The organism is Maritimibacter sp. UBA3975 (assembly GCF_002384975.1).
GTDB lineage: Bacteria > Pseudomonadota > Alphaproteobacteria > Rhodobacterales > Rhodobacteraceae > Maritimibacter.
On record NZ_DGCP01000002.1, the window covers coordinates 305,542 to 319,626 of the forward strand.

Here is a 14,085-nt window from a genome sequence, read left to right on the forward strand (position 1 = left end):
GTGTCCAGTTCAGACATTAACCATCGGCTCCCATGATCTGCGGGGCCGACGGAACGCACCGGATCAGGCAGACTGAAGCTCGACCCCGGGCGCATAGGCGATGAAGAACGGGTTCTCATAGCCCGCCTTGCCATAGGTCAGAGGTTCGTGGGTATCGAAACGGACCACTTCGCCCCCGGCCCCCTTGAGGACGGCGTGGCCAGCGGCAGTATCCCATTCCATCGTCCGCCCGAGGCGAGGATAAAGATCGGCCTCCCCCGTGGCGACAAGGCAGAACTTGAGGCTGGAGCCGGCACTCTTCATATCCTTGACGCCATATTTGTTGATGTAGTCGTCCGTAGCCTGATCCCGGTGCGATTTGGACGCCACAACCATAAGTGCTGCGTTGTTCGGGTGAGATACGCGCACGGGGGCGCAGTGGCCGGGCATGTCGGGATGCAGGTCGCCCTGCTCCTCAACCGAAGAGCCGTCCTCCATCGTATAGAACATGCGGCCGCGGGCAGGCGCATAGACGACGCCGCGAATGGGCGTCCCGTCCACGACATAGGCGATGTTAACGGTGAAATCGCCGCGGCGGTTCACGAACTCCTTGGTCCCGTCGAGCGGGTCGACGATCAGAAACTCGGCGGCCTGTTCGGAGTGACTGTCGGCCTGTTCTTCTGTCACAACCAGCACATCCGGGAACGCCTTTTTCAGACCGGCGGAGATGAGCGCATCGGCAGCTTCGTCCGCGGCGGTCACGGGGCTGTCGTCAGACTTGGACCGCACCTCGAAATCATCGGCGTCGTAGATTTCCATGATCTTCTCGCCCGCCTCGATGGCAAGCCGGCGCATCACGCCCATGAGCTTTTCATGATCCAAGACGGCTCCTTTCACCGGGTCCACCGGCATCGTTGAAAAAAATCACGCGTCCCCTTATGCTGCGGCATCAAGGGAACAGCAAGATTTCCCTGCGAAAAACCCGGGCAGGCACAGGACCGACCGATGTTCAGAGTAGAGACACAGCCAAGCCGTCTGGCCGCAATCAGCGGGCTCCTCGAACGCATCTACCATGCGACCGTCCACAACGTCCGCAAGACGCATTCCAACGCGCTCATGGGCCTGTTCATCAACATGCTCCAGACGATGATGCTCGTCGCCGTCTTTTACGTCATGTACTCGGTTCTCGGTCTGCGCGGCGCCATGCTGCGCGGTGACTTTCTGCTCTATATCATGTCGGGGATCTTCCTCTACATGACGCAGACGAAAACGATGGGCGCTGTGGTCGGTGCCGATGGCCCGGCCTCACCCATGATGCAGCATGCACCGATGTCGACATTCATATCCATCGCTGCAAACTCGTTCGGTGCGCTGTATATCCAGATCCTGTCGGTCGTCGTCGTGGTCTATATCTATCACATCGCCTTTAATCCGGTCGAAATTCAGAACATGGCGGGCGTCTTCATGATGCTCCTGCTGGCCTGGTTTTCGGGCATCGGGATCGGCATGGTCTTCTACGCGCTGAAGCCATGGTTTCCGCAGTTCGCCACGGTCGGTTCAACGATCTTCGCGCGCGCAAACATGATTGCGTCCGGCAAGATGTTTGTCGCCAACACGCTCCCGTTCCACCTGCTTGCGCTGTTTTCCTGGAACCCGTTGTTCCACATCATCGACCAGGCACGAGGCTTCATGTTCATCAACTACAATCCGCATTACTCAAGCTGGCTCTATCCTCTGATTGTCTCGACGGTCCTGCTCGTCATCGGGTTCATGGGTGAGAGCTACACGCGCAAGCATGCCTCGCTTTCCTGGAACGCGCGTCGATGAGAATGCTGGCACTCCTCCTTGCGTTCGTCGCGCCAAGCTTGCTTGCCGCGCAGGAGTCTTTTGACCTGCCCGCGCTCTATGATGTCTCTGGCGTCGCGTCTAACGATACGCTGAACGTGCGTGCGGGGCCGACCGTGAACGCTCCGGTGTTGGACGAACTCGGGCCGGAGCGCGACGGGATCGAGGTTCTGGCGTTCGACGGTGATCGCAAATGGGGTCGCATCAATATCGGCGAAGGCGCCGGCTGGGTGTCGATGGCCTACATGAGCCGGCAACCGGGACAAAACCCGGTTTCGAAACTGCCCGTGCCCCTTTTCTGCGGCGGGACCGAACCCTTCTGGTCACTGGAGATCGGCCAGGGGCAGGTGACCTTCACCGATCCCGGCATGGACGCGGATCCGCTTGTGCAGGAGATCGAATACGAAGGCACGGTGCCCTGGAGCCCGCGCGGCGCCATCGTGGCGGGCGACATCACCGGTTTCGTATCGCGCGAGGCGTGTTCGGACGGAATGTCGGACCGGCAGTACGGTTGGCGGATCGACTTTCTGCGCTCCGGCAACGGCGGGCATTTCATGTTCTCCGGCTGCTGTTCGCTCCAGAACTAATCCACAACCCGCATTGTCAGGTTGATCCGACCGCCTTCATTAAGGAGCTGGGAGGTTCCGAAGCGAATGCGGTCCACCCCGTGATAGGCGAGCCGCGCCTCACCGCCGAGCACCAGAACGTCCCCCGACGACAGCCACAACGACTGCGTACTGCCTTTGCGCTCGGCCCCGCCAATCCGGAACAAGCCATCGTCGCCAAGACTCACCGACACCACGGGCCAGTTGAAATCTGCCTCGTCCTTGTCCTGGTGCAAGCCCATTCTCGCACCTTCTCCGTAGAAATTCACGAGGCAGCAGTCGGGTCCCCGCTCCAGCCCCGTCACACCATGCCAGATCGCCAAGATCGATTCTGGGACCGGCGGCCAGTCGACGCCTGAAGGATGGCGCGGCTCGTAACGATACCCGCGCCGGTCGGAGAACCAGCCGTACTTTCCGGCCGACGTCATGCGCACGGACATCGCCTTGCCCCAGCGCGTTTCGGGCGAAAACAGGGGCGCTGCGGCCACCACATCTCGCAGGTCATCGACGACCGAAGCCTGCGCGTCGGACGCCAGATAGTTGCGAAACACCCCAGCGCCACCAACGGTAAGATCGGGCATCGCCCGGTTTCCTTTCGCATCCATTTCCAAAACCTTGAAAACGAGTCCATTTTTTCGGGCCAATCACGGTTTTCGCTGCCTTGCAGGCCCGATTTCCCCTCCTTATATACGCCCAGACGCCGGAGAGAGGTTCACTCTCTTCGGTCGACCCTATGGGATCGGGCGAAGGTGCCGTTTGGGCCTGAGCCCAACACATCGCCAAAGAGAGGAAAAGAGCATGGGCAAAGTTATTGGTATCGACCTGGGGACCACCAACTCCTGTGTCGCCATCATGGACGGCTCGCAAGCGCGGGTCATCGAAAACTCGGAAGGTGCGCGCACGACGCCCTCCATCGTCGCCTTCAAGGATGACGAACGACTCGTGGGCCAGCCGGCCAAACGGCAGGCAGTCACGAACCCCGACAACACCGTTTTCGCAGTGAAACGTCTCATCGGCCGTCGCGTGGGCGACGCTGCCGTCGAAAAGGACCGGAAACTCGTCCCCTACGCTATCGTCGACGGTGGCAACGGCGACGCGTGGGTCGAAGCCGCGGGCGAGAAATACTCTCCCTCGCAGATTTCGGCCTTCATCCTGCAGAAAATGAAGGAAACCGCTGAAAGCTACCTTGGTGAAAAGGTCGATCAGGCCGTCATCACGGTCCCGGCCTACTTCAACGACGCACAGCGTCAGGCCACCAAGGACGCCGGCAAGATCGCCGGCTTGGAAGTTCTGCGGATTATCAACGAACCGACCGCGGCCGCACTGGCCTATGGCCTCGACAAGAAAGAGTCCAAGACGATCGCCGTCTACGACCTTGGCGGCGGCACGTTCGACGTCACGATCCTTGAGATCGACGACGGCCTGTTCGAGGTGAAATCGACCAACGGGGATACGTTTCTCGGTGGTGAAGACTTCGACATGCGGATCGTTCATTACCTCGCCGACGAGTTCAAGAAAGAGAACAACGTCGACCTGACGAAAGACAAGATGGCGCTTCAGCGCCTCAAAGAAGCGGCCGAGAAGGCCAAGATCGAGCTTTCGTCGTCGAGCCAGACCGAGATCAACCAGCCGTTCATCTCGATGGGGTCCGACGGTCAGCCGCTTCACATGGTGATGAAGCTGACCCGCGCGAAGCTTGAAAGCCTCGTGGGCGATCTGGTGAAGAACTCGCTCAAGCCGTGTCAGGCCGCTCTCAAGGACGCGGGCGTCTCCAAGGATGAGATCGACGAGGTCATTCTTGTCGGTGGTCAGACCCGGATGCCGAAAGTCATCGAAGAGGTGACCAAGTTCTTCGGGAAAGAACCCCACAAGGGCGTCAACCCGGACGAAGTGGTCGCCATGGGCGCCGCCATTCAGGCCGGGGTTCTGCAAGGTGACGTGAAAGACGTCGTGCTGCTCGACGTAACCCCGCTGTCGCTCGGCATCGAAACGCTCGGCGGTGTCTTCACCCGTTTGATCGACCGCAACACGACGATCCCGACCAAGAAGTCGCAGATCTTCTCGACTGCGGAAGACAACCAGAACGCCGTGACGATCCGCGTATTCCAAGGTGAGCGCGAAATGGCGTCGGACAACAAGATGCTCGGCCAGTTCAACCTGGAAGACATCCCGCCGGCACCGCGCGGCATGCCGCAGATCGAAGTGACCTTCGACATCGACGCCAACGGCATCGTGTCAGTTGGGGCCAAAGACAAGGGCACCAACAAGGAGCAGAAGATCACGATTCAGGCGTCTGGCGGTCTGTCCGACGACGAGATCAACCAGATGGTTCAGGACGCCGAAGAGAACGCGGAGGCCGACAAGGGTCGTCGCGAGCTCGTCGAGGCCAAGAACCAGGCGGAAAGCCTGATCCATTCGACCGAGAAGGCGCTTGAAGAGCATGCCGACAAGGTCGATCCGACCACGGTCGAGGCGATCGAGCTCGCCATCGCGGCGCTCAAGGACGAACTGGAAGGCGACAATCCCGACAAGATCAAGTCGGGCATCCAGAACGTCACCGAGGCGTCGATGAAACTCGGCGAAGCGATCTACAAGTCGCAGCAGTCCGAGGAATCGGGCGAAGCCGAATCCGAGGACGGTCCGTCGAGCGTGGACGATGATATCGTTGACGCCGACTTCGAAGACCTCGACGACGACAAGCGGTCGTAAGACCCACGACGCGATTGGGCCGGTCCGTCTGCAACGGACGGACCGGCCTTCGCGTTCCTGATCAGGGGAATACGATCCATGTCGAAACGTGATTATTACGAGGTTCTCGGAATCGCGAAAGGCGCATCGGCGGATGAGATCAAAAAGGCCTACCGCACGAAGGCCAAGGAACTCCACCCGGACCGGAACGCCGACAAACCCGATGCCGAAAGCCAGTTCAAGGAAGCGAACGAGGCATACGACGTCCTGAAAGACCCCGAAAAGAAGGCAGCTTACGACCGGTTCGGGCACGCTGCGTTCGAAGGCGGGATGGGCGGTGGCCCGAGACCGGGTGGCCCCGGTTACGGTCAGCAAGGCGACTTTGCCAGCGCATTTTCGGATGTGTTCGACGACCTGTTCGGCGACTTCATGGGAGGTCGCGGCGGCGGCGGGCGCACCCGGGCCACGCGTGGCTCTGACCTGCGCTACAACATGCGCGTAACGCTGGAAGAGGCGTATGAGGGCCTTCAGAAAACGATAAACGTCCCGACGTCGGTGATGTGTGACACCTGCGACGGCACCGGCGCGGAATCCGGGGCCGAACCGACCGCCTGCCCGACATGCTCGGGCATGGGCAAGGTGCGCGCTCAGCAAGGCTTTTTCACCGTCGAACGGACCTGCCCGACCTGTCAGGGCATGGGCCAGATGATCAAGAACCCGTGCAAGACCTGCCATGGCCAAGGCCGTGTCGAAAAAGAACGCGCGCTTTCGGTCAACATCCCGGCAGGTGTCGAGACGGGTACGCGCATTCGGCTTGCCGGCGAAGGCGAGGCAGGAATGCGGGGCGGTCCTTCGGGCGACCTTTATATCTTCATTCAAGTGACCGAGCACCCGCTGTTCGAGCGTGACGGTGTTCACCTTCATTGCCGCGTCCCGGTCTCGATGACCTCGGCGGCGATGGGCGGCGATATCGAAGTCCCGACCATCGATGGGGGTCGGTCGCGGGTAAAAATACCCGCTGGGTCGCAGTCCGGACGCCAGATGCGCCTGAGGAGCAAGGGGATGCCTGCCTTGCGTGGTGGCGGCCATGGCGACATGTATATCGAGCTCGCCGTCGAAACCCCGGTGAACCTGACCGGCAAGCAAAAGGAACTCTTGAAGGAGTTTGAGAAGCTGTCGGAAGAGAACAATCCGGAAAGCCACAGCTTCTTTACCAAGGTCAAGAGCTTCTGGGACGGGATGAAGGGCTGACAACGGCTTCTGTTAACCGTTGATTCACCGACTCATCGCAGGCTGGGCCCATGTCCCAGCCTGTGTCGCATATGGCCGAAATGGCCCTCCCACTGTTTGAGCCGGACGAAGCGCAGCCGGAGCCTGTTGCGGGCACAAAGGCGCGGCTTCCGTCCTACATCAAGGATCACCGGGCGCGTCTGCGGGAGCGGTTCATGTCCGGTGGCTCACGCGCGCTTCCGGATTACGAAATGCTGGAGTTGGTCTTGTTCCGCGCCATCCCGCGGCAGGACGTAAAGCCGCTCGCGCGGCGTCTCCTCGACCGCTTCGGGGATTTCAATGGTGTACTTTCGGCAAGCCCCGCTCGGTTGAAGGAATTGCATGGCGTGGGCGATGCCGTGATCCAAGAACTGAAGATCGTGGAAGCCGCCGCCCATCGACTATCGCGTGCGCGCGTCATGGGACGGCAAGTTGTGTCGTCCTGGCAGCAGCTTCTCGACTATTGCCACACAACCATGAGCCACCGGGAAACCGAGCAGTTCCGAATCCTCTACCTCGACCGCAAAAATACGCTCATCGCGGACGAGGCGGTGGCTGAAGGGACAATCGGCCACGTTCCGGTCTATCCGCGCGAAGTCGTCAAGCGGGCATTGGAACTTGGAGCCTCAGCGTTGATTTTGGTGCACAATCACCCTTCGGGCGATCCAACACCCTCTCAGGATGACATACAGATGACTGAACGGGTGCGCTCCGCCGCCGAAGCACTCGAGATTTCGCTGCACGACCATATCGTGATTGGTAAATCCCGGGAGGTCAGCTTCCGGTCTGACGGCTATCTGAGGTGAAACAGGCTCTATTCAACCCAGACTTCGACGCGTCGGTTGATGCGACGACCCCAGTCCGAGTCGTCACAAGCCATGGGCAGAGCTTCGCCAAAAGCCTCGGTTTCGATGGCGACACGGTCCGGGTCGAACGTTTCCGCCGCCTCGATCACCGCGCGTCGTACAGCTTCCGCCCGTCTCGCCGCCAAGCGGTTGTTAAGGGCGGCGGCACCCTGCCCGTCTGAGAACCCGACGAATTTCAGCCGACGCCCGTCGAAGCTCCCGCCCTCGAGCGCATCGGCCAGAAGAGCCACGTTCGAACGTGAGGGCGCATCAAGTGCCGTCGAGCCCCCTTTGAACCGGTAGGTGAGCGAGAGCCGCCGCATCCCGTCCATGGCCGCAACCATACGCTGCAACTCAGTCAGACCGACCTCTTGGCCCGCCTGCGCAATTGCGTTGGCGAGGCGCGTGCCCTGAACCGAGAACGGGATTTCGTCAATCTCCTGATCGACCAGACCAATACGCTGGATCACCCACCCGGCGCCCGGCGACCGAAGGTATCGCATGAAGTCCCGTCCAATCTGCGGCAGGCGGATTGCGGGGCGGTAAAGATAGATCGGTGCGGACAGCGGGTAATCCCCTGCCTTGATCGCCTGCTGACTTGGTGCGATCTCAAAAGCGCAGTCACCCGTCAAGGTGAGGATTTCGTTCAGGCCGGGTCGAGAGAAACTGGCGATGCCGATCCCGAATGGGTCCTCTTCCACGGCGCCCGTAACTCCAATGTTGGAGGCCTTGGTCAGAACCCGGTCCGAAATTTCGCGTTCTTGTGCCAAGACGACGTCCCGCGCGAAGGCCATTCCAAATCCAGCGTCGGGGTCGCGCAAATAAAGCGTGATCGGGGCTTCCTCGCCGCCGAGTTCAGCCCAGCGCTCGATCTCTCCGGCATAAAGACGAGCAAGCGTCTCGATCCCCAGCCGTCGCACCGGATTATCTGCATTCACGATGGGAACGAGGGCGTCGAGCGCGATCACCCTCGATTGCCGCACCGCGTCGAGATCTCCAAGCCCTGCATCCCGCGCCATGAGCCGTTCAGCACGTGTCGGTTCGCGCAGGGACAGGACCATGTCGGCCTCTTCTCCCAGAAGATCTGCGAAGCCTTCGGCCGAGGTTGTCTGTCGGATGGTGAAACGCGCGGCGGGCACCGGGTTGTCATTGTCATAGAAGGCATAGACCGGCCCGACGCCCGCGCTTTCCTCTCGTGTCACTGCGTAGTTTTCCGACATGCCGAAGGCTTCGATCAGTGCCGCCATCAGCGTCGCACCGATTTCGGCTTCACCGGAAATGGTGATGTCCGCAGTGTAAGAGATGAGGTTGGGGCATGCCGGCCCCGCGCAGCTTACCCCTGAGCCGTCAACCGTCAGTACGCCGTATTCCGTATCGACGCGATAGAACTGGCCGTCGTAGCCAAGCAAAACGCCCGAGATTTCGACGGAACCATCGCGTGACGTGAGCGTCACGTCGTCTGCCATCATGGGCACGGGTACAGAGGAAAGGAGAAGTGCGGCGCAAATCGCCGCACAAAGCTTTTTCATGGTGTCTGCCCCGCACCCAAACCCTGCACCCACTTCCTACGAGCCGAAGGGCTCGCTGTCAGTTCCGGGCGATTGTCAGGTCTTGGGGCAGGTTTTTCAACACCAGATATTCGCCGACCGCATCGCAGGCCGGAACGATCATACCGACCTGAGTCACTTTCGGAGCGCCATCGGAAACCGAGCGCAGGTATTCGCCAAGGATCGGTCCGCCGCAGGTCGTCTCGAGCACTTGGGCTTCAATGGACACTGCCGGTGCCGCCGGCATCGACACCGGATAGGTATAAACATCAGCCGCGTAGCCGCCCATCGTCGAACCCAGTACGGTGATAAAACCGCCGTCGCCATCCGAAGCTCGGGTCGGGAACCCCGGTTCCTCGGCCCAGATGTGTCCCGCCTCGCCATAGGTTGCGCCGTTCTCCATCGCATGTAGCTGGAGACCGGTGCCGCCTTGCCAGACGAGCGCGACACGGTCGAAATCGGCCATATCCGTGATCGTGACGTTCGCGGCAATAGGCGTGGCGTGGCCTTCAATAACAACCTCGACCTTTGCATCGGACTGCATTGCGGGGAGCATGACGGAAAGCTTGCCCGCCTCGTCCAGCGTTTCCGTGAAGCGAAGTCCCGCGTGGTTGAATTCGACTTCTGCGCCAGCGTCGCAGGACGCTTTGAGGTCGATATAGATCATGGCACCCACCATGGCGCTTGCATCCAACGCCGGGTCACAGGCGTCCGTCGTCTGGGGGGCCATCGGAGTCGGCGTCACGTCAGCCGGCGACACGTCAAAGATCGGCTCGCCAAGATCCGGCATCGGAAGGCCGTCGTCCGCCGCTGCGCGCGTCACCTCGGCGACACGAAAGTCTTCGGGCTCCGCAACCCGAGGTTCGTCAGGCAGCAAGTCCGCGAAGCTGGCCTCGTCATCCGCGGTTTTCACCGGAAGAGGGGCAACATCGGCTTGCGGAGCTTGGTCCAAGATGGGGTCGGCAACCGCCGGCTCCGCAACCTCGGCCACCATGTTCGGCGCCGGGGGTTCGGGCGCCACAGGTTCTGGAATGGAAGCGATGGGATCGGTCGCCGGCGCGATGTCCGCTTTGGTCACATCCTCGATCTCCGGCACGTTCTGGGGCACCGGAAGCGGTTCAGGCGCTGCTTCCGCCACTTCAACGGGCGCGGTGGGAGGAGACACGGCCGCCTGCGTCACAGCAGCCTGTTGCGACGGCATATCAAACACGACGTTCGGCTGGCTTACGGTCCGCTGCATGACATGGCCGGTGGCCAGCGCCACAACGAGCGCTCCGATGGCGGTATAGACCCGTTTCTTGTCGAGCCGTGTCGAGATGTTCTGGATCTTATCCAGCATGGCGAGATGTCCTTTCCCACGTTCAGGGGACACATTCGCAAGGCAATAGGACGATAGAATGAATAAAAAATGACCGGAAACGGATCGTTTCGATTTCCTTTCAATTCTGAATCATCAACGAAAAAAGGGCCCAAAGGCCCCTTTTGTCAAATCTTCGCCTGAATCGGGCCGTTCAGACCTTGCCGTGACAGTGTTTGAACTTCTTGCCGGAGCCACAGGGGCAGGATTCGTTGCGTCCGGGATTACCCCAGGTCGAGGGGTCGTTCTCGTCGAACCCCTCACGCGCCGACCCGGGTTCCGATGGGCCAGAGGCTTCTGCCTGGTCGGTTTGAGCGGCGAGCGCGGCCTGTTGGGCCTGAAGCTGTTCCATCATTGCCTTCTGCTCATCTTCGGTCATCGGGCGGATTTGTCCAAGTTTCTGGCTAACCTCGGCGCGCAGGCTGTCCAGCATGCCTTCGAAGAGCTGGAAGCTCTCGGTCTTGTACTCGTTCAGGGGATCACGCTGAGCGTAGCCGCGGAAACCAACAACCGAGCGCAGGTGTTCGAGAGTCAAAAGATGCTCGCGCCACTTACCGTCGATGGTCTGAAGCAGCACCTGCTTTTCAATATTGCGCATCGTCTCTTCGCCGAACGCCTCGGCCTTCTCAGACATCTGACCGTCGGAGGCCGCATAGAGCCGTTCCCGCACCGTGTCGTCATCTGCGCCTTCCTCGGCGGCCCAGTCCATGACCGGCACATCGAGGTTCAGGTCTTCGAGAATAGCGGCGTAGAGCCCCTCGGTGTTCCACTGATCCGCATAGGATTTCGGCGGCATGTATTGGGTGACAAGGTCGTCGATCACCTGATGGCGCATATCCTGCACCACGTCCGAAAGATCTTCGGCTTCCATGATTTCCCGCCGCTGGCCGAAGATGACCTTCCGCTGGTCGTTCATCACGTCGTCGAACTTGAGGAGCTGTTTGCGGATGTCGAAATTGCGTCCTTCGACTTTCGCCTGCGCCCGTTCCAGCGACTTGTTGACCCACGGGTGGACGATAGCCTCACCCTCTTTCATGCCGAGGCCGGAAAGAACCTTATCGAGTCGTTCAGACCCGAAAATCCGCATCAGGTCATCTTCCAGCGACAGGAAGAAAGAGGACCGTCCCGGATCGCCCTGACGGCCGGACCGACCGCGCAGCTGGTTGTCTATCCGGCGGGATTCGTGCCGTTCGGTGGCGAGGACATACAGCCCGCCTGCCTCCAGGACCTTTGCCTTTTCGTCCGCGACCTCGGCCTCCATCTTCGCGCGCAGCGCTTCCGGTTCAGCTTCGGGATCAGCGGCAAGGGCCTGAAGCACTTTCATCTCGACGTTGCCGCCGAGCTGGATGTCCGTGCCGCGCCCGGCCATGTTCGTCGCGATCGTCACGGCGCCAAGTCGGCCGGCGTCCCCAATGATCTGCGCTTCCTGCTCATGCTGTCGGGCGTTCAGCACATTGTGCTTCAGCCCCTCCTTGGTAAGCAGCTGGCTCAGCATTTCCGACTTGTCGATTGAGGTCGTGCCGACAAGGACCGGCTGGCCCTTCTCATGGGCTTTCTTGATTTCCTCGACGATGGCCGCGTATTTCTCACCCGTGGTGCGATAGACGGCATCATGCTCATCCTCACGCGCGATGGGTTTGTTCGTTGGCACTTCGACGACACCTAGACCGTAGATGTCCGCGAACTCCTCGGCCTCCGTGAGGGCGGTACCGGTCATGCCGGCGAGCTTTTCGTAAAGGCGGAAGTAGTTCTGGAAGGTCACCGAGGCCATCGTGACGTTCTCGGGCTGGATCTGGACGCCTTCCTTGGCCTCAATGGCCTGATGAAGGCCCTCGGAAAGCCGACGGCCGGCCATCATGCGGCCCGTGAATTCATCGATCAGGACAACCTCGTCGCCGCGGACGATGTAATCCTTATCCTTTGTGAACATCTTATGGGCGCGCAGGCCCTGGTTCACATGGTGGACGATCGTCGTCGATTCGGGGTCATAGAGCGTCTGTTCCTCGGGGAGCACGCCGATTTGGTGCAGTCGTGTTTCCAGGAAATCGTTCCCATCGTCCGTGAAGGTGACGGACCGCGCTTTTTCATCGAGGACGTAGTGTTCTTCGGTCAGTTCCGGAATGATCTTGTCGATGGAGACGTAGAGGTCGGACTTGTCGTCGGACGGGCCCGAAATGATGAGCGGCGTGCGCGCCTCGTCAATAAGGATCGAATCGACCTCATCCACGATGGCGAAGTGATGCGGGCGCTGGTTCATGTCCTCGATTTTCGACTTCATGTTGTCGCGCAGGTAATCGAAGCCCAGCTCGTTGTTCGTGGCATAGGTGATATCGGCGGCGTAGGCGCCCTTTTTCTCGGCGTCCGGTTGCTGCGGATAGACCACCCCTGTGGTCATCCCGAGCGCACCATAGACTTTGCCCATCCAGTCCGCGTCGCGTTTGGCGAGATAGTCGTTCACCGTGACGATATGTACGCCCTTGCCGGTCAGCGCATTGAGATAGGCCGGAAAGGTGGCGACGAGCGTCTTGCCCTCGCCGGTCTTCATCTCGGCAATGTTGCCCTCATGGAGGAATATGCCGCCCATAAGCTGTACGTCGAAGGCCCGCAGGCCAAGCGCGCGGCGTGCGCCCTCACGGCAATTCGCAAAGGCTTCAGGCAGGATATCCTCGAGCTTTTCGCCCTTCTCGACCCGCGCTTTGAACTCGGCCGTCTTATCGATCAGCTCCTGATCCGAAAGCTTTTCAAACTCCGGTTCAAGTGCGTTGATCTTTTCGATGATCGGTCGGGTTGCCTTGATCTTGCGGTCATTGGGCGTGCCAAAAACCTTTTTGGCGATGGTTCCGAAACCCAGCATGTGCTCTCCGCTCGATGAGCTCTGACATTCTCTTGATCGCGCGGGATGCTTGCCCGTGCCCGCGAGGCCCCATATCAAGGGCGAGAAGTCGGCCCCCCTTTAGGACCCTTGCGATGTAAGGCTGGGGGCCGGGATAGTCAACGATGCCGGGGCTTCCGGCACGACCATGAGGAGGTTTCATGACCCATTCGCCCAATCGCGCGTCGCTTTTTGCGGCGACGCTGCTGTCCGTTTCGCTCGCGCTGCCGGGCTGGGCCCAGGATACGGCCCCTGAAACGGAGGCCGATACCGGCGACACCCCGCCTGCCATGGAGGCGACAGGCTCGACCGTACTCGCAACCGTCAACGGCGAGGAGATCACCCTCGGCCATGTGGTCGCGGCCAAGGAACAACTTCCGCAACAATATCAACAGCTTCCGAACGAAGTTCTGCTGCCCGGCCTGATCGATCAGCTGGTTCAGCAGACCGTTCTGAGCCAGGCCATCGACGAAGTTGGGCAGAGCGTGGAAATCCGACTGGCCAATGAACGCCGTACGTTGGTTGCTGCCGAGAAGATCGACGACGTGATTACGGAAGCGGTGGATGAGGAGGCCATTCAGGCTGCCTATGACGCGCAATATTCTGACGCCGAGCCGACCCTCGAATGGAATGCCTCGCACATTCTTGTGGAAACCGAGGAAGAAGCTGCCGACATCCTGACGCAGGCTCAGGCCGAGGATGCCGATTTCGCTGCGCTCGCCAAAGAATTCTCTACCGGCCCCTCTGGCCCGAATGGAGGTGAGCTTGGTTGGTTTTCCGCCGGAATGATGGTCGAGCCCTTCGAGCTTGCCGTGCAGGACATGGAGTCCGGTGAGGTTGCCGGGCCGATCGAGACGCAGTTCGGCTGGCATGTAATCAAGCTGAATGACACCCGTGAAAAAGGCGCGCCGGCCCTTGACGACGTGCGTGACGAGCTTGTGTCGCAGCTTCAGACATCGGCTGTCGAAGAGGCGCTTGCAGCGCTGATGGAAGAGGCCGAGATCGAACAGACAGATGTTTCGACACTCGACCCGGCCGTGCTCTCCGATATGTCGCTTCTCGACGAGTGACGATCTGA

Annotated in this window: 11 protein-coding genes; 6 read left to right on the forward strand and 5 right to left on the reverse strand. The window is 60.4% G+C overall.

Annotation, left to right across the window (positions count from 1 at the left end; translation table 11 throughout):
* Window positions 1-63: 63 nt before the first annotated feature.
* Window positions 64-843 carry a 3'(2'),5'-bisphosphate nucleotidase CysQ gene (cysQ, locus tag B2585_RS01750; protein WP_414674031.1) on the reverse strand — a complete coding sequence of 260 codons (780 nt, stop codon included), beginning with the start codon at window positions 841-843 and terminating at the stop codon, window positions 64-66.
* Between the two features lie 141 nt (window positions 844-984).
* Here cysQ and B2585_RS01755 point away from each other — a divergent pair, with 141 nt between their 5' ends.
* Together B2585_RS01755 and B2585_RS01760 are read left to right on the forward strand one after the other, a co-directional pair.
* Entirely contained in the window at window positions 985-1,806 is an 822-nt protein-coding gene (locus B2585_RS01755; protein ID WP_292019348.1) for an ABC transporter permease, read from the forward strand.
* A gap of 2 nt (window positions 1,807-1,808) precedes the next feature.
* Complete coding sequence (locus B2585_RS01760) at window positions 1,809-2,411, forward strand: COG3650 family protein (protein ID WP_292019350.1); 603 nt, start codon at window positions 1,809-1,811, stop codon at window positions 2,409-2,411.
* Here B2585_RS01760 and B2585_RS01765 read toward each other — a convergent pair.
* Window positions 2,408-3,010: an alpha-ketoglutarate-dependent dioxygenase AlkB family protein gene (locus B2585_RS01765; protein ID WP_292019351.1), complete on the reverse strand. Its 603-nt coding sequence runs from the start codon at window positions 3,008-3,010 to the stop codon at window positions 2,408-2,410. The two genes, B2585_RS01760 and B2585_RS01765, sit on opposite strands and share 4 nt — an antisense overlap.
* A gap of 217 nt (window positions 3,011-3,227) precedes the next feature.
* Between B2585_RS01765 and dnaK the strand changes: the two genes are divergently transcribed.
* The 3 genes from dnaK to radC all read left to right on the forward strand — a co-directional run bounded on the left by dnaK (window position 3,228) and on the right by radC (window position 7,192).
* Window positions 3,228-5,138, forward strand: a complete 1,911-nt coding sequence (dnaK, locus tag B2585_RS01770) for a molecular chaperone DnaK (RefSeq protein WP_292019353.1) — start codon at window positions 3,228-3,230, stop codon at window positions 5,136-5,138.
* A 78-nt stretch (window positions 5,139-5,216) separates the two neighbouring features.
* Complete coding sequence (dnaJ, locus tag B2585_RS01775; protein WP_292019355.1) at window positions 5,217-6,368, forward strand: molecular chaperone DnaJ; 1,152 nt, start codon at window positions 5,217-5,219, stop codon at window positions 6,366-6,368.
* Window positions 6,369-6,418: 50 nt separating this feature from the next.
* Window positions 6,419-7,192, forward strand: a complete 774-nt coding sequence (radC, locus tag B2585_RS01780) for a RadC family protein (RefSeq protein ID WP_292019357.1) — start codon at window positions 6,419-6,421, stop codon at window positions 7,190-7,192.
* A gap of 8 nt (window positions 7,193-7,200) precedes the next feature.
* On the opposite strand, the gene B2585_RS01785 is transcribed toward radC, so the two are convergent.
* The 3 genes from B2585_RS01785 to secA all read right to left on the reverse strand — a co-directional run bounded on the left by B2585_RS01785 (window position 7,201) and on the right by secA (window position 12,989).
* The gene (locus B2585_RS01785; protein ID WP_292019359.1) at window positions 7,201-8,700 is read right to left on the reverse strand and encodes a substrate-binding domain-containing protein; all 1,500 of its coding nucleotides are present in this window, start codon (window positions 8,698-8,700) and stop codon (window positions 7,201-7,203) included.
* A 118-nt stretch (window positions 8,701-8,818) separates the two neighbouring features.
* Entirely contained in the window at window positions 8,819-10,042 is a 1,224-nt protein-coding gene (locus B2585_RS01790; RefSeq protein ID WP_292019361.1) for a hypothetical protein, read from the reverse strand.
* Window positions 10,043-10,289: 247 nt separating this feature from the next.
* Window positions 10,290-12,989, reverse strand: a complete 2,700-nt coding sequence (gene secA, locus B2585_RS01795; RefSeq protein ID WP_292019363.1) for a preprotein translocase subunit SecA — start codon at window positions 12,987-12,989, stop codon at window positions 10,290-10,292.
* 179 nt (window positions 12,990-13,168) lie between these two features.
* Here secA and B2585_RS01800 point away from each other — a divergent pair, with 179 nt between their 5' ends.
* Complete coding sequence (locus B2585_RS01800; protein ID WP_292019366.1) at window positions 13,169-14,077, forward strand: peptidylprolyl isomerase; 909 nt, start codon at window positions 13,169-13,171, stop codon at window positions 14,075-14,077.
* The last annotated feature ends 8 nt before the right edge of the window (window positions 14,078-14,085 follow it).

Coding starts and splice junctions, on each gene's coding strand:
- dnaK (WP_292019353.1), top strand. CDS start 3,228: ATGGGCAAAGTTATTGGTATCGACCTGGGGACCACCAACTCCTGTGTC.
- secA (WP_292019363.1), bottom strand. CDS start 12,989: ATGCTGGGTTTCGGAACCATCGCCAAAAAGGTTTTTGGCACGCCCAAT.
- B2585_RS01800 (WP_292019366.1), top strand. CDS start 13,169: ATGACCCATTCGCCCAATCGCGCGTCGCTTTTTGCGGCGACGCTGCTG.
- B2585_RS01765 (WP_292019351.1), bottom strand. CDS start 3,010: ATGCCCGATCTTACCGTTGGTGGCGCTGGGGTGTTTCGCAACTATCTG.
- dnaJ (WP_292019355.1), top strand. CDS start 5,217: ATGTCGAAACGTGATTATTACGAGGTTCTCGGAATCGCGAAAGGCGCA.
- B2585_RS01755 (WP_292019348.1), top strand. CDS start 985: ATGTTCAGAGTAGAGACACAGCCAAGCCGTCTGGCCGCAATCAGCGGG.
- radC (WP_292019357.1), top strand. CDS start 6,419: ATGTCCCAGCCTGTGTCGCATATGGCCGAAATGGCCCTCCCACTGTTT.
- cysQ (WP_414674031.1), bottom strand. CDS start 843: ATGGGCGTGATGCGCCGGCTTGCCATCGAGGCGGGCGAGAAGATCATG.
- B2585_RS01785 (WP_292019359.1), bottom strand. CDS start 8,700: ATGATGGCAGACGACGTGACGCTCACGTCACGCGATGGTTCCGTCGAA.
- B2585_RS01760 (WP_292019350.1), top strand. CDS start 1,809: ATGCTGGCACTCCTCCTTGCGTTCGTCGCGCCAAGCTTGCTTGCCGCG.